General features: G+C 45.8%; 14 protein-coding genes. 12 read left to right on the top strand and 2 right to left on the bottom strand.

Features of this window, described 5'->3' with window-relative positions; all coding sequences use genetic code 11:
* Positions 1 to 18: 18 nt before the first annotated feature.
* From OIU26_RS13950 to OIU26_RS13935, 4 genes are all read left to right on the top strand, one after another.
* On the top strand, positions 19 to 1,665 hold the full coding sequence (locus tag OIU26_RS13950) for an extracellular solute-binding protein (RefSeq protein ID WP_264217395.1): 1,647 nt from the start codon (positions 19 to 21) through the stop codon (positions 1,663 to 1,665).
* A gap of 44 nt (positions 1,666 to 1,709) precedes the next feature.
* Positions 1,710 to 3,671, top strand: a complete 1,962-nt coding sequence (locus tag OIU26_RS13945; protein WP_264217179.1) for a sensor histidine kinase — start codon at positions 1,710 to 1,712, stop codon at positions 3,669 to 3,671.
* Entirely contained in the window at positions 3,643 to 4,437 is a 795-nt protein-coding gene (locus tag OIU26_RS13940) for a response regulator (protein WP_264217178.1), read from the top strand. The genes OIU26_RS13945 and OIU26_RS13940 overlap by 29 nt, the downstream gene beginning before the upstream one ends.
* A gap of 130 nt (positions 4,438 to 4,567) precedes the next feature.
* Positions 4,568 to 5,380, top strand: coding sequence for a DUF3891 family protein (locus OIU26_RS13935; RefSeq protein WP_264217177.1), 813 nt, complete (start codon positions 4,568 to 4,570; stop codon positions 5,378 to 5,380).
* A 129-nt stretch (positions 5,381 to 5,509) separates the two neighbouring features.
* On the opposite strand, the gene OIU26_RS13930 is transcribed toward OIU26_RS13935, so the two are convergent.
* Entirely contained in the window at positions 5,510 to 5,647 is a 138-nt protein-coding gene (locus OIU26_RS13930; protein ID WP_264217176.1) for a hypothetical protein, read from the bottom strand.
* A 255-nt stretch (positions 5,648 to 5,902) separates the two neighbouring features.
* Here OIU26_RS13930 and OIU26_RS13925 point away from each other — a divergent pair, with 255 nt between their 5' ends.
* The 6 genes from OIU26_RS13925 to OIU26_RS13900 all read left to right on the top strand — a co-directional run bounded on the left by OIU26_RS13925 (position 5,903) and on the right by OIU26_RS13900 (position 15,419).
* Positions 5,903 to 7,048: a glucose-1-phosphate adenylyltransferase gene (locus tag OIU26_RS13925; protein WP_025679046.1), complete on the top strand. Its 1,146-nt coding sequence runs from the start codon at positions 5,903 to 5,905 to the stop codon at positions 7,046 to 7,048.
* A gap of 23 nt (positions 7,049 to 7,071) precedes the next feature.
* Positions 7,072 to 8,175 (top strand): glucose-1-phosphate adenylyltransferase subunit GlgD, encoded by a 1,104-nt coding sequence (gene glgD, locus OIU26_RS13920; RefSeq protein WP_264217175.1) that lies wholly within the window; start codon positions 7,072 to 7,074, stop codon positions 8,173 to 8,175.
* 46 nt (positions 8,176 to 8,221) lie between these two features.
* Positions 8,222 to 10,675 (top strand): glycogen/starch/alpha-glucan phosphorylase, encoded by a 2,454-nt coding sequence (locus OIU26_RS13915; protein ID WP_264217174.1) that lies wholly within the window; start codon positions 8,222 to 8,224, stop codon positions 10,673 to 10,675.
* A gap of 133 nt (positions 10,676 to 10,808) precedes the next feature.
* Entirely contained in the window at positions 10,809 to 11,417 is a 609-nt protein-coding gene (locus OIU26_RS13910; protein WP_165079943.1) for a DUF2062 domain-containing protein, read from the top strand.
* Positions 11,418 to 11,565: 148 nt separating this feature from the next.
* Positions 11,566 to 12,585: a hypothetical protein gene (locus OIU26_RS13905; protein ID WP_264217173.1), complete on the top strand. Its 1,020-nt coding sequence runs from the start codon at positions 11,566 to 11,568 to the stop codon at positions 12,583 to 12,585.
* A gap of 158 nt (positions 12,586 to 12,743) precedes the next feature.
* Positions 12,744 to 15,419 (top strand): YhgE/Pip domain-containing protein, encoded by a 2,676-nt coding sequence (locus OIU26_RS13900; RefSeq protein ID WP_264217172.1) that lies wholly within the window; start codon positions 12,744 to 12,746, stop codon positions 15,417 to 15,419.
* Between the two features lie 60 nt (positions 15,420 to 15,479).
* Here OIU26_RS13900 and OIU26_RS13895 read toward each other — a convergent pair whose 3' ends face one another.
* The gene (locus tag OIU26_RS13895) at positions 15,480 to 15,623 is read right to left on the bottom strand and encodes a hypothetical protein (RefSeq protein ID WP_264217171.1); all 144 of its coding nucleotides are present in this window, start codon (positions 15,621 to 15,623) and stop codon (positions 15,480 to 15,482) included.
* A gap of 133 nt (positions 15,624 to 15,756) precedes the next feature.
* Between OIU26_RS13895 and OIU26_RS13890 the strand changes: the two genes are divergently transcribed.
* Together OIU26_RS13890 and OIU26_RS13885 are read left to right on the top strand one after the other, a co-directional pair.
* Positions 15,757 to 16,731 (top strand): aldo/keto reductase, encoded by a 975-nt coding sequence (locus OIU26_RS13890; protein WP_264217170.1) that lies wholly within the window; start codon positions 15,757 to 15,759, stop codon positions 16,729 to 16,731.
* Between the two features lie 525 nt (positions 16,732 to 17,256).
* The gene (locus tag OIU26_RS13885) at positions 17,257 to 17,898 is read left to right on the top strand and encodes a universal stress protein (RefSeq protein ID WP_058829563.1); all 642 of its coding nucleotides are present in this window, start codon (positions 17,257 to 17,259) and stop codon (positions 17,896 to 17,898) included.
* Positions 17,899 to 17,935: the final 37 nt, after the last annotated feature.

Below are 17,935 nucleotides of genomic sequence, written 5' to 3'. Positions count from 1 at the left end.
CTAAGGGGGAGATTTATGATGAACATTCGTAAATGGCAAAAGGGGCTGTTGGCTGTTGTTCTGCTGGTAGGACCGCTCGTGGGATGTACGTCGGGTGGAAATGGCGCTGCCACGGAATTGAAAGATGAGAAGACAAAGGCTACGGCAGATGCGCCGGGCTGGAAGGCGGATACAGAGCCGATAACGTTTGACTGGTATTTGAATTTTTCCTGGTTCCCGAACAAGTGGGGGACGGATATGACTTCGAAGTATGTGACGCAAAAGACTGGAGTCAGTGTTAATTTTATCGTACCCGCAGGAAATGAAAATGAAAAACTGAATACCATGCTCGCCTCGGGCAAACTGCCTGATTTTGTCACGCTCAGTTGGGGAGAAGATGCAATCAAAAAAATGATCGAGGGCAAGATGGTGCTCCCACTTAACAAGTTGGCCGAGAAATATGATCCATATCTGATTAAAGTGGCAGACCCAGCTAAAATGTCATGGTATCGTCAAACAGACGGAAATGTATATGGGTATCCTAACGCGTCCTCTTCACCGCAGGATTACCAAAAATACGGCCAAAATTTTGTCTCCAATCAAACGTTTATGGTTCGTAAGGATATGTACGAGGCGATTGGCAAGCCGGATATGAGAACACCGGAAGGATTTTTGAAAGCGCTTCAAAAAGCAAAGGGAAAATTCCCGGAGGTAAACGGTCAGCCGCTGATCCCGATAGGGTTCCACGAATTTACGGATAACGGAAATTATTCTTTTGAAGACTATTTACTTAATTTTCTAGCCATTCCTCACGAGAAGGGCGGAAAACTGTATGACCGTCGTTCGGACGAAGAGTACATTCGCTGGCTCAAAACATTCCGCCAAGCCAATGAGCAGGGCCTGATCGCCAAGGACGTATTTATCGACAAACGTCCGCAAATGGAAGAAAAGGTGGCACAGGGACGGTATTTTGCCATGCTATATCAGCGGTCTGATTTTGCTACACAACAGGTGGCATTGCATGCGAAAGATCCCAACTCCGTCTACATTGCAGTGGATGGACCTTCCAACAGTAAGCTAGAGCCGCCAACGCTGGCTGGGCCAGGCATTTCCGGATGGACAGTGACACTTATTTCGAAGGATGTGAAAGACAAGGAGCGGGCTATTGAATTTCTGACTTATCTGATTAGTGAGGAAGGGAACCGTGATCTGTATCTGGGGGAGCAGGGAAAGTTGTGGGACACAGTTAACGGTAAGCCAGCCTTCAAGCCAGAGGTACTGGAGCTGCTGAACAAGGATCGCTCTGGTTTTGACAAAAAGTATGGCGCCTCCTCCACCTTCTGGATGCTGATGGATACAAATATGAGTTTGCAGTGGGCGCCGCCCAGCGTCGAGCCGTATAAGCAGCCGGAAGATTGGACGAAAGGCAAGACCCACAGCTTCTCCCAATATGAAAATATCAAACCAACCGGTACCTCGGCAGAAGGCATTGCGTCAGGCCAGATAGACAAAATTTGGGGCAAGGCATTACCGAAGCTGTTGCTGGCTTCCTCGGATGAGGAGTTCGATCAGCTGTTTGCCCGCTTTTTGGAAGACCGCAAAAAAGCAGGCTATGACAAGGTATTGGCTTATCAGCAAAAAGCCTATGAGGAAAACATCAAAAAAATGGAACAGTTCACGAAATGATCTCGTTCAATACTTTATTTATTGAGCGCTAAGGATGTGATTTCATGTCAGGCCGTGTACGTTCACAGATGAAGAGCCTGCTGCGCCGTCACATATGGCAGTGGCTGACGGATACGGCCGATCAGCTAGGCGGTTGCTCTCTTCAAGTCAAGCTCATTGTCGCTTATATCGGAGTCATTTTAATCCCGGTTGTAGTGTTCTCGCTTTATACCTTTCATCAATTGTACGAGAACACCATGCACGACATTACCGTACAAAATCAGTATGTACTCGATACAGAACTGGCCCAGATTCACAGTAATATGGAAATTATGGAGCGGACCGCACAGCTTGCGATTTCAGATCGTAACGTACTTCATTATCTAACCGAGGAACGTGAAATAAGCAGCGATGAGCTGGTTCAATTTAACTTAAATGTGTTTCCTAATTTACAGCACTTGCTCTACAGCAATCCCAACATTGAGAATATCCGGCTGTATACAAATAATCCCCAGGCCCATGAAATATGGCCCATGATTTTCAATGAGTCACGCCTGCCTAAAACTTCCTGGCTGACAACAGCTCAACATCAGCAAGGAAGAATATGGTGGGATATATACAAGGGACCTAAGAGCTTATTGCAGGGGCAAGCAGGGCAGGAAAATGAAGCGGTACAGTATATGGCATTGCTGCGTGAAATTCAGGCAAGCGGAGGAAGACACGCAGGTTTGGTGGAAACCAATATGAGGCTAGAGCTCTTTTCGCCTAGAGTATTTGGTACCCCACCACGTGATTATGCATGGCAAATGTTCATTCTAAACGCCGAGGATTCCATTCCAAACGGTGGAGAATTAGTGTCTTCTACCGATATAGCTACAGCTTCCATTCAACCTGATCCCATTCCGATCCCTCTGTCCCATGTGCACCATCTGTTACAGTCCCGCGTTCAGGGACAGGGTGGTGCTTTTGACTTTACCTATGGGAATAAGCCTTATCTTGGTTTGTACCGTTATATAGAAGGACTGGATGCCTATCTGCTAAATATAGTGGCGCTGGACGGTCCGCTGAGTGACCTCCGTCACAAACGCAATGCCATGCTACTCATTATTTGTATATTGATATTGTTAATGTCCGTCATTTCTTATACCTTGCACGCTCTTATTCTCAAGCAGCTGCATACACTGCGTGAATCTATGAAAAGAGTACAGCAGGAGGGCGACTTTCAGCTTACAATCCCGGTATATGGGCGGGGAGAAGTCGCGGAGCTGGCTCTATATTTTCGCAGTTTGCTAAGTCGGATTAACGTGCTCATTGCTGAGGCTGTACAGAAGCAGGCCGCTGCTCAGGAGGCAGAATTGCAAGGACTCAAGCATCAGATTGATTCCCATTTTCTATATAATACATTGGAAAATTTAAAAATGATGGCGGAGATGGAACGACAATATCCGCTGTCAGATGCTCTCACTTCCCTGGGTTCGATGATGCGCTATAATCTTCAATGGTCCCGGCCGTGTGTTGCGTTGCGCGATGAAATTCGTCATATTCAGCATTATGTGGCCATTATGAACATTCGCCATGACAACCAAATTGGGCTGGACATTCGCCTGTCGTCGATGTTTATGGAACTGGAAATGCTGAAAATGTCGCTGCAGCCTATAGTCGAAAATGCAATAAAGCACGGTTGGAGTACATTGCGAAGACCATTCCTCATCACCATTGAAGCCTACTCCAAGCAGGATATTGTTGAATTGCGTATACAGGATAACGGAGTGGGGATATCTGAAGAAAGAAAGAATGCCATTATGGCTGGTCTGATGCATTCGGATATGGATTCCTACGAGCCCGGAATGCATGGAGGGATCGGCTTGTACAATGTGCATCGCCGTTTGAGTATGCAGTATGGCGTAGGTTATGGCATTAAACTGGACAGCATTCCCGGCCAATCGACGACAGTAACCCTGATTTTGCCTAGACGTCATATCACGAGGGGGGAGGACCATGACGACCAAGCTGTTGATTGCGGATGACGAAAAGAACATTCGAATGGGGCTTCAAGCCATGATCGAACGGGAATATTCCGGTCTCTATGAATGCGTGCTGGTTAAGGACGGAAAGGAAGCCTGGCAGCATGTAATGGAGTTTTCACCCGAGTTGGTGATAACGGATATCCGTATGCCGGTTATGGATGGAATTATGCTGATGCAGCATATTCGCAAGCTGGAGCCAAGAGACAGACCTTTGGTGATCATTCTCAGTGGATATGACGAGTTCCAATATGCGCGCGAAGCGATTCGCTGCGGAGCACGGGAGTATTTGCTGAAGCCGATCGTGAGGGAGGAGCTGTTCGGTGCGCTAGCAGTTTTGAACGAAGAATTGCAGCAACGGAACTCTCTATTAAATGATCGTGATGATAGCGGGGAGATAGATAGACAGCCTGGCAGAACGGACGTTGCTATTGCCGATAGAAGCGGCAGCATGACGCGAGCAATCCAGTACATCCATGCTCATTTCAGCGAGGATTTGAACATGGCGGTAGTATCCAATTCAGTATCCTTGAATTATACGTATTTTAGTCAGGCGTTCAAAGCCTATACAGGTCTTAGCTTTGTTCAATATTTAAAAAGGCTGCGCATTGCAGAAGCCAAAAAGCTGCTGGGGCGTCAGGAGGGCAAGATTTATGAAATTGCGGCTACTGTGGGCTTTGACAATGCCAAGCATTTTAACAAGGTATTCCGTGAACTGGAAGGGATGTCTCCGCAGCAGTTTCGATTGAAGAATCTAGTGGGTAATTGAAAGTGAGGATGGAGAAAACTTCACTGCCTTTTTACCCTTATCCTGATATAATGAATGAAGGTAAACATAACCATGGCCTTCGATAGTTTGTACACATATCAGATAGACGCCTAACGGAAGGGGATAGCATATGGTTATTTATGAAACGGATCAAGCTTATATCATGACGACGCAGCATGACCATGCCCATATTTCAGGTGAGTTGGCTTCACAGTGGGAAGACAGTGCCTTTAAGAATAGACGCCATAAACAGGATTTTATATATGCAGCGAGGGAGCATGACCGGGGATGGATTAGGCTGGACGCTGCTCCTTTCTGGAATGATTATATGTCAGCACCTTATACGTTTATCGATTTTCCGCTTAGTCCGCGTTTTGTTTTTTATCGTCTTGGGATTGATGAAGTCGAGCAAGAGAATGCGTATGCGGCGTTGCTGTGTAGCTTGATGTACAAGGAGCTCGTCGGACGGACCGAGCATGAAAAAGCTCAGGACAAGCAGATTACGCATGCTTATCAAGAGGCAGAGGAACAGCGTCGCCAGAGGCTCAGACAGGAGCTGACATGCGGCGTAACCTTCGAACATCAAGTGCGGACGGATGTACGGAGAATGTTGTTTTGCGACGAATTAAGTCTGTTTTTATGCAGCCGAGAGCCGGGTACCCCTACAGCAGATTATGAATGGTTTGCTGAAGGGTTGAGCTTCCCGGCTGTTCGTCATGAAAGCGAACGGGTTCGGGCTGAGTGGTTATCGGATCAGACGGTAGGTTTGTCCTTTTTTCCTTTCAAGGGCAATGTAGAGATTACTCATACCTTCAAGAAGGTGAGTAAAGAGAACATTCGTACCTCGGGTCTTCTAGAAGCGTACCGTTCCTCCGAATGCACGCATCGAACCTTTACCATTGAACATATCATGGAAGTAGAAGAACAGAAGGAGAATGCTTGACCTTCTAATGATTCAGCCTCGAATCGATGTGTTGTGCGTTGTTCGTGGTTGCAGAGTAGCGTCAGAGCAGAGCCTCCCTGAACAATTATTCAGAGAGGCTCGCGTGTTTCTTGCTTTAGAATTTTACGATTACGATTTTGTAGATTTTTTTGTACGGTTGACCATCGTCTGTACCTTATTCAATACCTTATCGCGTGCTCCTTTATTTTTCATCAGATACGTTACACCCATTCCCAATGCTGCTACTACCCATTTTTTATTCTTCATCAATAACGCCTCCTTATGATCATGCTGTCATACACTAATGCCTAAAAAGTATCCAAAATGTGAAATGATGAACAGGATTTTACGATTTAGTGATTCCTTGCACTCGTTCCGCATAACTATCATTTACCCTTTCCATCACATCTTACCCGTTCCCTTGGTAATGAAACGATTACGACTGTCTTTTCACGTTTAATGGATATTATCAAATATCCTGCCACAATTGCTTCAGACGCACATGACAGGGAGGTCTTTGTTATGAGAAAGAAGGAAGTGGTTGCCATGCTGCTCGCCGGCGGACAAGGCAAAAGACTCAAAGGACTGACCCGCACACTGGCCAAACCGGCAGTATTTTTTGGAGGAACTTATCGTATTATTGATTTCCCTCTCAGCAATTGCTCTCATTCGGGAATAGACACCGTGGGCGTATTAACCCAATATGAGCCGTTGGTGCTTCATTCCTATATCGGCGTAGGCAGCGACTGGGATTTGGATCGCCTGGATGGAGGAGTTTTCGTTTTACCACCGCACGAGAAAGAGAATGGAAACAACTGGTATCGTGGCACAGCGGATGCGATTTATCGGAACCTGCATTTCTTGGACCAGTATGACCCGGAGCATGTGCTCATTTTGTCAGGGGATCACATTTATAAAATGGACTATAGTCGAATGCTCGACTACCACAAGGAAAAGGGAGCTGATTGCACCATTTCGGTCATCAATGTCCCCATTCAAGAGGCCCAACGGTTTGGGATACTGAACGCCGATGAGGACCTGAGAATATACGACTTTGAGGAAAAGCCTGAACAGCCGAAAAGCACATTGGCCTCTATGGGTATTTATTTATTCAAATGGGATGTATTGCGTCATTACTTACTGGAAAGCGCAAGTGATTCTGAATCTTCACACGATTTTGGTAAAGACATCATTCCGCTATTGCTTCAGCATGGCCGGTCGCTGTATGCGTACCCGTTTGCTGGGTATTGGAAGGATGTAGGCACAATTCAGAGCTTGTGGGAATCTAATATGGATCTTCTGGTTCAGGACCCGCCGCTAGATCTGAATGACCCGTTCTGGCGCATCTATACCCGCAGCCCCAATCAGCCTGCCCAGTATATAACCCAACGGGCGATCCTGAAAAACAGCATCGTAAATGAAGGCTGCATGGTGGATGGAGAAGTAAGGCACTCCGTACTGTTTTATGGGGTTGAAGTCGGTGAAGGGAGCGTTATTACCGATTCTGTCATCATGCCGAATGTAAAAATCGGACGCAATGTACGTATTCATCGGGCTATCGTAAATGAGAACATGGTTATTGAAGACAACGCAGTCATTGGACCTGAAGATAGTCTGGATGAGATTATTTTGTTCGATCAGGAAAGCCAGCTTCATGCACGAATATAACTCGGATAAGGACGGTGTCCGCTATGAGCCGACTCATTGGAGTGATCAACCTGGATCACGAATTGGATCAATTGAAGGAGTTGACTTATTTTCGGTGCGGGGCCGCCGTACCCTTTGCTAGTCGATATCGGCTCATTGATTTCACCTTATCCAATATGATGCATGCAGGGGTGCATGATATTGCACTGTTTATCCGCCGCAAATACCGTTCGCTGCTGGATCATTTGGGTGAAGGTCGGCCATGGGATTTAGACCGCAGAAGAGGCGGGTTGTTTATTTTGCCACCGGACTGGAACGATCCGACGGACACATCACGTGGGGATTTGCAGCATGTGCACAACAATCTGGACTTTTTCCATCGCTCATCAGGGCAAACCATTGTTCATGCAGGAACTCAGCATATCAACAAGGTTGATATAGAGGATGTATACCGATATCATGTGGAGAAGAACGCGGATGTCACCCTCGTATACAAACCCATACACCAGCTCGAAACGGAACATGCACCGTGTGTACGGCTGGAGATTGATGAGAGCGGACGAGTGACCGGTATTCATCAGGAGCAGGATCATCATAATATTTATCTAGAAATGTTTGTGATGGACAAAAGCTTGTATCTGGATCAGGTAAAGCATTGCATTGCTCATCAGGATAGTCATTTCTTTCGCGATGCGATTCAGAAAAATCCAAGTGGCCTGCGCATCTACGCGTATCGCTATGATGGTTATCATGCAGTTATTAATTCCATTGAAAGCTACTATAAAAATAGCATGAAACTGCTGGATCAGGAGCAATATCAAGCTCTTTTCCGGAATCAGCCGGTGCATACCAAAATCAAGTATGAAGCCCCGACTCGTTATACGTACAGCGCCGAGGTGGATCATTCCCTTGTTGCCAATGGCTGCACCATTGGGGGAAAGGTCGAGAACAGCATTCTTTTTCGTGGCGTGCGGGTAGAGGAGGGCGCGCGGGTAAGCAACTCGATTATTATGCAAAAATGCGTCATCCGTAAAGGGGCAGTTGTGCAGAATGTGGTTTTGGATAAGGACGTGCAGCTTTCACCGGATCGAACTCTGATTGGCGACATTAGAGTTCCCTATGTGATTGCCAAGAATAGCGTGATTTAATAGATCATACTTAGCCATAAAAACGGAATTAACAGGAGGTACAACTTTGTTCAGCAATAAAGAAGCATTTAAGCAGGCTTTTCGAGAGCAACTGGTCGGAAGGCTGGGTAAACCGATGCAGGAGGCTCAGTCGGAAGACGTATATAAGGTTTTGGGTGGCATGATTCGTGAACAAGTCGGCAAGAATTGGGCCGAAACAAACCAAGCCTACAAAGAAGGACAAGAGAAGCAGGTTTATTATTTTTCACTGGAATTTTTAATAGGTCGTCTATTGGGCAATAATCTGCTGAATTTGGGCGTATTGGATATGGTTCGACAGGCATTAGGGGAATTGGGCTGGGATCTGGAGGAAATTGAAGCACAGGAAGCGGATGCTGGGCTAGGCAATGGTGGTCTTGGCCGTCTGGCGGCTTGTTTCATGGACTCATTAGCATCCCTTGGCTATGCAGGACATGGCTGCGGAATTCGATATAAATATGGTCTGTTTGAGCAGCGTATTGTGGACGGAAATCAGGTCGAACTACCGGATTACTGGCTACAGAAAGGGAATGTATGGGAGGAACGCCGTCCTGACAAAAAGGTCGAGGTTCATTTTTGGGGACACGTGGAAACCCGTGAACAAGATGAACGTCTTGTGTTCGAGACACGGGATGCCGAAACAGTCTGGGCTGTCCCTTACGATATTCCGCTGGTCGGCTATGGTCATGCGCAGGTAAACACGCTGCGGATTTGGAGTGCTGAATCGGCACTTGATCCCGTGCGGGGACCGATTCGAGGAGAGGGCGGTTATTACCGCTTTCTCGACTACAATCGATCAGTAGAATCCATCTCGGCCTTTCTCTATCCGGATGATTCCAATTATGAGGGCAAGCTGCTTCGCTTGAAGCAACAGTATTTCCTCTGCTCGGCTGGATTACAGAGTATTTTGCGTACGTTTGAGAAGCTTCGTTTACCCTACAGCCAGTTGCCCGATAAAATAGCACTGCACATTAACGATACCCATCCGACGCTGGTTATACCGGAACTGATGCGTATTTTGATAGACGTAAAAGGCTTGGGCTGGGATGAAGCGTGGGATATTACGACACGGACCGTTTCATATACGAATCATACGATATTAAGTGAGGCGCTGGAACAATGGCCTGTCAACATGGTGCGGGAACTGCTGCCTCGAATTTACTTGATCATTGAAGAAATGAACAAACGTTATTGCGCTATGCTATTAGAGCGTTATCCGGGTCAGGATATCAAAATTGGTGAAATGGCGATTATTCATAATGAACAAATTCGCATGGCTCATTTGGCTATCGTCGGCAGTTATAGCGTTAACGGAGTGGCTGCATTGCATACGAAAATTTTGAAGGAACGAGAGATGAAATCATTTCATGAACTGTATCCTGACCGGTTTAATAATAAAACAAATGGGATTGCCCATCGCCGTTGGCTGATGCACGCCAACCCGGAGCTGGCAAGCTTGTATGATGAGACGCTCGGTGTACGCTGGAGAACCCATCCACGTGAGCTCATTGACCTGCTTCGTTACAGTGAGGATGAGGCGTTCCAAAAACGAATTCAGGCGATTAAGCAAAATAATAAGATCAGGCTTGCTGAGCATGTGTTTGCAAAACAGGGTGTACGACTGGATACATCCTCCATTTTTGATGTGCAGGTCAAACGGTTGCACGGATATAAGCGACAACTGCTCAATATTTTGCATGTGATGCATCTATACAACCAGCTCAAAACTAATCCTGCACTGGATGCGACGCCACGCACATTCATTTTTGGTGCGAAAGCAGCCCCCGGCTATTTTCTCGCCAAACAGACGATTAAGCTCATTAACAATGTGGCAGACACCATCAATCGGGATATAGATGTCAAGGACAAGCTGAAAGTCGTTTTCCTTGAAAATTATTCGGTCTCGCTGGCAGAGCTGATTATTCCTGCAGCGGATGTCAGTGAACAGATTTCTACGGCCGGCAAGGAAGCTTCAGGCACAGGAAACATGAAATTTATGATGAACGGCGCGCTCACACTGGGTACATTGGACGGAGCTAATGTTGAAATGCATGAAATGGTAGGCGATGCCAACATGTTCATTTTTGGATTGAAGGTCGATCAGATTGAGGAATATTACCGGAACGGCCAGTATTCGGCACGTAAAACAGCCAACAGTGATGAAAGGCTGCGTGAAGTGCTGGATCAACTGGTAAACGATGTTCCTTTTACACGACATGAACGGGAATTTGAGGCCGTTTACCAATCCTTGATTGATCATAATGATGAGTATTTTGTGCTTAAGGATTTCGCAGCTTATGTGGATGCACAGGTTCATATTGAGCAGGTGTACCGCAATCCCTCGGAGTGGACACGACGTGCTATTGTAAATATCGCTCATTCCGGAAAATTCTCCAGTGATTGTACAATCCAGCAATACGCGACTGAGATTTGGGACTTTGTACCTTTATCGAGCGATGTCAATAAGCGAATTGTGTACTAAAATAGCGAAACAGGCGGAATAGCATTGCTTTTCGAACGCTGAGGGTTATAATGACAGTATAGACTAAGTAAGGATGGGAGTTATTTGACCTCATTCCTGAACTTGAATACGTACTGTTGAAGGAGTCCTCCTATTGATAAAGTTCAATCCGAAAAGGCTCAAACCTCATAAATCAAAGAAGAAATACAATGTGTTTCAAAATATATGGCGGGCGATTCGTCTGAATTTTATCAAGCTGTTGCGCGCCCCTGGTGGAGTTAAAAAGATCTCTTTGGGCTTCGCCATTGGCTTTGGGCTGGAGATGATCGTAATTTCCACGGCCTCTCTGGTATACCTCGTGTTTTATCCAATTGTTCGGCTGTCTGGTGGTTCACTGCCTGCGGCCATCGTGGGTAACGTTGTAGGCAAGCTGACCTTTTTGCCGATTGTACTGATGCCCTTCGCCAAGCAACTGGGAGCTTGGATCTATCCGTCACATTATCCGGTACATGTCAGGGGCGGTCGACTTCACGAGCATTCTTTTATGGAGCTTTTTCACGGCAACTGGTCTGTATTCAGAGACTTACTGCACGGAGGACTCCACATCCTGATCGGCATGTCCATTTTCGGTATCGTGCTGGGCATAATTTCGTATTTTGTCATTCAGGTTCTGTATAACCGTTCGCTGCACAAACGGTTGGAAAAGCGGAAGTTGCGCCATGGCGCAGGATTTTCGCCTGCCAGATTGCTGAAAAATGGATGATGTAGTGCATAAGAAGCTCTTTGAGCCTATCTTTTAGGCTTGAGGAGCTTCTTTTTGGATTAAGCAACTTTTTACTTTTGTGTCACGTCTAAGGATTATGTGTACTTGTATCCTATGAGTATTTATAGACACAGGAGGAATCGACGAAATGAAAAAATGGAATTCTATCACAGCTACAGTCGCAGCACTCTCAATCCTGTTGGGAACGGCTCCAGTTGCAATGGCACAGCAACCCGCTACTGCCACAACCACAGCTCCAAATGCACAAACTTCTGTTAACCTGGACCCAACCGTCACTAAGCGTCTAACGGATGTCCTGAACACATTGGCAGGGAAACAAACGATAGAGTTTACAAGTGCGGACAATGCTTCTGACGCCTGGACGGTTTACGGTACCTTGAAAGGGACAGCAAATGCAGATTTTAGCCAAGATTATGATTCCAAGAAAGGAATCGTGCAGTCCACCAGCATCATTTATAATGCCGCTGATATGGATAAGGTGATGGCCCCTAATTTGCGCAGCAAAGTTGCATCATTTCTGAAAACATTCGATACCGATAAAGTTTTCAAAACGGAGGCCCTCTGGCGTGTATATTCCCCGATTGACGAAGGAGGATTCAAAAATTACTGGGTGCTATGGGGGCAAAACCAAAGCCTGTATATTCACCTTGATCAAGGAAATAAAATAACGGCCAGTTTTTTGTATTCACTCAAAGACGTTAGAGCTGCCCTGATCAACAAAGCGAACCGTTCGCTAAAAACACTGGGCATTACAACCAAACCGTTTGAATATACGCTTCGTCAGCAGGAGAACAACGATACCGTCTGGCACTTCAGGGATGAGAACGACACAAACAGTGTACAGATTGGCATCAAAACCGGTAAAGTATGGGCTGTAAAAAATGAGCATGGTATGGACTGGGACGGAGATAAGGATTTTGCCAGAGCATTTGCTAAGCCCAAGCTCAGTAAAAATCAGGCGCTTTCAGCTGCCAAGTCGAAAGTACAATCTCTTTTTGGAATTAATCTGAAGGGATATACCGTGCAAATAAAGAAAAACGAATATACATTCTTGAAAAAAGGTGCAGCAACCGTTGTAGGAAAAATCAATAAAAAGGGCGTATTCTACTCACTGGAAGCTACACCTGCAAATAGAATTCGAAATTAAGTGAACAGGATTTCATAAAAAGCGTATGATCTGTAAAAGAGCCGTACGCTTTTTAGCAATCATTTTTATAACATTCGCTTCATCTGCTCAAATCGTATACAATACGTGTGCATACAACACTGGACGAAAGGTTAATGTACATATGAGGAGTGGTGAAGTTGCGGAAGATATGGCAAATCTACTTAACAGACTGGAGAAATGTATTCAAAGTATCGACCGGGACTTTATTAGTCATTGGCATCATTCTTTTGCCTTCCGTCTACGCATGGGTGAATTTGAAAGCAATGTGGGACCCATATTCGAATACATCTGGAATTAAAATTGCAGTAACGAGTCAAGATCAGGGTGCTGAGGTGAATGGTAAAAAGATTAATATCGGCGACGAGGTTATACATAACCTTCATAATAACAAGAAGCTGGGTTGGACTTTTGTCAATGAAGCGGAAGCACGAAAAGGTGTACTGAACGGTGATTATTATGCCAGCCTGCTGATTCCGAAAGATTTTTCAGAGAAAATTACGAGTGTGCTTACAGAAAATCCGCAAAAGCCGGAGATTGATTATGCTGTGAATGAAAAAATCAACGCGGTCGCTCCGAAAATTACATCTTCAGGTGCAACCTCTCTGACTAACCAAATTAGTCAAAACTTTATTGAAACGGCTAGCCAAGCGGTTTTGACGAAATTGAAGGAAGCCGGAGTAAAGCTGGAAGAGGAGCTCCCGACGATTCGCAACATTGAGAATCGGGTGTTGGAGCTGAATAATCGATTGCCTGATATCGATCGGTTGGGTAAGCAGGCATTAGAGCTGGAGCAGAATTTACCGAAAATTAAGGCTCAGGGCCAAAAGATCATTGCATTGAAGGAAAAAATTCCTGAAATCAACCGCGCTGGAGATCTGGTGCTCAAAATTGACAAAAACCTACCTGAGCTGGACAAGGTGGGTGCAGTCATTTTGGATATCCAAAAAAGACTGCCCGATATTCAAAAAGCTGGTGATCGAATTGTTGAACTGGATCAGAACTTCAGTAAGGTAGAAAGTGCACTGGCTACCGCCTTGGAGGACACGCAAACGGCCCTTAAGGTCATTAATGCTGCCCGGACAGCACTGCCGGAAGTACAAAAAATAGCCGATACAGGCAAGGATTTTACAACTGGTATACTTGACTTTCTGGATAAAAACGAGGGTGCGCTTGATTCGATCGGAACCGTAGTAAAAGAAGATTTACAGCTGGTGCAACAAATTGCGAATGAAGTTTCACAGATTACAGGCATCATTCGTGGTGTGGATTTTGATCCCAAAGCAGCACAAGCTGCAGCGAATCGGATTAGCGGCAGGCTCACGACTGCTGTAGGTGTATTGGATCATATTTCTCAATTGCTGAACCGTGTGAATGGGTATTTGCCTAGCCAGCCACTGGATTCACTTATTTCCCGGGTAAGCGGGGTAGAGGATCGCTTTCGCCGATTGAATAGCACGGTTACTAGCATCGGGGATGCTATTCAGCGCGGTGAGAAACCAGCCCAAAATCTGCTGGATGATGCTGACCGTCTTGCAGGAGAAATCAGTAGCGGAATTGACAGCATTTTGGACAATTATGATACGGAATATGCACCTGCCATTCAAAAGGCGCTGGATCAAATCAAATCCGTTGCCCGCAATTCTGCCAATGTGTTGACCACTGCTCAAGAGCAGCTCCCGAATATTGAAAAGCTACTGAATGACGCACAGGCCGCTGCCGAATTCGGGCAGCAAGAGCTAACACGTCTCCAGCAGGACTTGCCACAATATCGTCAAAAACTGCATGAAGCCGCTACGACGATTCAGGGACGCATGGGCGAGTTTACGAATGCTGTGAACAAAGCGGCAGACTTCGTGAAGTACGATTTGCCAACGGTTAAAAGTAAAATTCATCAGGCGGCAAATTTTGTACGTAATGATTTGCCGAAGGCGGAACAACAGTTTATTAAGATGGCGGACTTGATTGAAAATAAATTTCCTGAGGCTGAAAAAGCGGTACATCAGGTAGCCAATTTTGTCAGAACCGATCTTCCTGCTGCCGAGGATTCCATACGTCAGGCAGCAGACACGATCCGCAGGCTTAAGGGTGAAAATGCACTCGGAAGAGCGATTGCGTTGCTTAAGGGAGATGTGAAAAAGGAAAGTGATTTCCTCGGTAGCCCGGTATCGCTGAAGCAGGAGCGGATATACCCGATTCCTAACTACGGCTCTGCGATGTCACCTTTTTATACTACATTATCGATTTGGGTAGGTGCGATGCTGCTAGTCTCCATGTTCAGGGTAGATGTGGATGACCCGGAAGGTCAATATAAAAGCTACCAAGTATATTTCGGACGGCTCATGACGTTTTCCACAATTGGTATTTTTCAGGCGCTGAGCGTATCTCTTGGTGATTTGTTCCTGCTGGGAACATACGTGGATGCCAAAGTAGCATTTGTACTGTCCTCTATGCTGATCAGTCTGGTGTTTACGGCCATGACCTATACCTTGGTTTCAGTGTTCGGCAATATCGGCAAGGGTCTCGCAGTCATCCTGCTGGTGCTCCAATTCTCCAGTTCAGGGGGGACATTTCCCATTGCGACGAGTACAGCTTTCTTTCAGACCCTGAATCCGTTCGTACCGTTCACCTATGCGGTTAGTCTGTTGCGGGAAACGGTAGGAGGGATGTTGCCTTCAACGGTAACACGAGATGTAGTGATGCTGTTTGTGTTTATCGGAATTTGCTTCTTGTTTGGATTGGTGCTTAAGAAGCCGCTCAGCAAACATACGAAGAAAATGGCCGAGCGAGCGAAAGAAACGAAATTGATTCCTTGATTGTTGAAAAAAGAGTGAGTTACGGTGGTTGAGGTGAGCGGCTCCGCGAAGGATTTGATCTTACGATCGCTGACGCTTCTCCAGATTCAAATCTTTCTCTCCGCTGGTAACCACCGTAAAGTCACTTCTTTTAACATTCGGTGGGTAGTATGAGGAGGGCCTCTGCATGTAATGCTTCGGCATGGTGCGGAGGCTTTTTTGCATGCGCTATCCACCTTTTAAAATGCATTTTGGGGTGTTTCAAAGGGGGGGTATTCTGGTGAATGAAGTGGGTATGGTCTTTTTTTTATGCAATTTTTACGGTATTAAAAATCCTTAAGCAAAGGCGGGAAACAGTATGGAGTATTCATACTTAGGAAAGTCGGGCTTGAAGGTTAGTCAGTTATGTTTGGGCACAATGAATTTCGGACCGGAAACAGAAGAAAAGGATGCTTTCAAAATTATGGATGCCGCGCTGGATGCGGGCATTAATTTCTTTGATACGGCTAATGTATATGGCCATGACCGTAAAGGCTGGACAGAAGAAATTATTGGACGGTGGTTCCAGCAGGGCGGCGGAAGACGCGAGAAGGTCGTATTGGCAACCAAGGTATACGGGGACATGAAAAATGAAAATGATGGGCCTAATGCAGGATCAGGCTTGTCTGCCTACAAAATTCGCCGTCATTTGGATGCATCGCTGAAACGTCTGCAAACAGACCATGTAGAGCTATATCAAATGCATCACATTGACCGCAACGTGTCATGGGATGAGCTGTGGGGAGTATTTGAGTCCGTGGTGGATCGGGGACAAGTTGGTTATATCGGTTCCAGTAATTTTGCAGGCTGGCATATTGCGGTGGCTCAGGCCGAAGCGAAGGCACGTCGTTTTCTGGGTCTGGTATCGGAACAGCATTTGTACAACCTGAACGAACGTTCGGCTGAGCTTGAAGTATTACCGGCAGCTCAAGAGTTGGGTCTGGGTGTAATTCCATGGAGCCCGTTGGCGGGCGGACTGCTGGGACGCAATGCGTTAGCAGGTACAGGTTCCCGCAGCGCACGTGCCAAGGAAAAGGTAGAGCAGAATCGTGCGAAGCTGGAGCAATTTGCGGCGTTATCTCGCGAGCTGGGTGAAAAGGAAGACGTGATTGCCCTGGCTTGGGTGCTATCTCATCCGGCCGTGACGGCTCCAATTATCGGACCACGGACATTAGAACAGTTAGAGGATGCTCTGCGGGTACCTGAGGTTAAATTAAGTGAAGATGTGCTTGCCAAGCTGGATGAGATTTTCCCGGGTCCGGGAAAACCTGCACCAGAAGCCTACGCCTGGTAATCATATCTCGTACTTATGATCAAGCAATATTCTTTTTAAAAATAATTTCCAAAAAACAGCAGTCTCCTTGAGCTGCTGTTTTTATACTAATCGGAAAAACTAACAACTATTCGTTAATCTTTCGTACTATCCGTACATACTCCCTGGGGAGAAAGGGAATGCTTATTAGGACAGGTTCAGTGAAATGAGCTGATCGGAATTTGTAACTTTCATTTGCTGGTGACATCTGGTGGCTCATAGCTATTTTTGTGTGAATATTATGTTCAAGTCTCCAGCCCACGATAAGCAATAGGATAAAGAGACTGGTGCAGATCATCATTTTGCGCATCAACACATGAACCACTCCTCTGTATAAAATATTCTCCATTTATACAGGGGGCTATACGCAAAAAAAATTACCTTTACAATCTCCCCGGTAAACTATATAATTAAAACTAATTGTATATTGTTTTACCCGGAGGAGCCTGCCAACAGTGGGCTCTTTTTGTGTTTTTTTCGTTAAATTGGAAACAGGAGGCACAGAAAATGATGGCGGAGATGAACAATGAAAGCATTATGGTGTGTGTCCATTATGGTCCGCACGGACAGCGGTTAATTCAAAGAGGCAGCGAATTATCCCGGTTACTCGGGGCTCCTTTATATGTGTTAACAGTGGATGCAACAACAGATCATGAATACAACCAAAACAAGGAACAATACCTCTCAGGATGGGAAAAGCAGACCAAAGATGCTGGAGGATCGTTTCTAATTCGTAAATGCAATGGGAAAAAGACAGCTGAGGTGATCGTGGAGACAGCTCAGGAAAAAAAGGTTACCCAAATTATCATTGGCCAGTCCAGTCAGACGCTATGGCAAGAGATTACCCGTGGTAATTTTGTCAACGATTTGATTGAACAGCTGGGTCCCATTGATCTTCATATTGTGGCTGTGCAGCGTTATCCCGAGCTCTTAGAGCACTCGCATGAGAAGGGATTTTCCGCTTATTTGGTAAAGCGGGATGGAAATTATGTACTGAGCGAAGAGCCTGGTGGAGAAGATACGATAAAAGGGATTTTTTTTCGTGAGCTGGATACTGATTTCAACAGCGGTCTATTCAAAATCGTTAGAAATGGGGAAGCCCAGTATTTGAGAATTCTACAAAGTGAATGGGTAAAGCCGCATTCCTAGAGTTCATATACAAAAAAAGTAAACTTATATAGGGGGA

It is taken from the genome of Paenibacillus sp. BT-177, from assembly GCF_025846815.2.
GTDB classification, from domain to species: domain Bacteria; phylum Bacillota; class Bacilli; order Paenibacillales; family Paenibacillaceae; genus Paenibacillus; species Paenibacillus polymyxa_C.
Note: the sequence above shows the minus strand (reverse complement) of the source record. Positions and strands in the feature narration are given on the sequence as shown.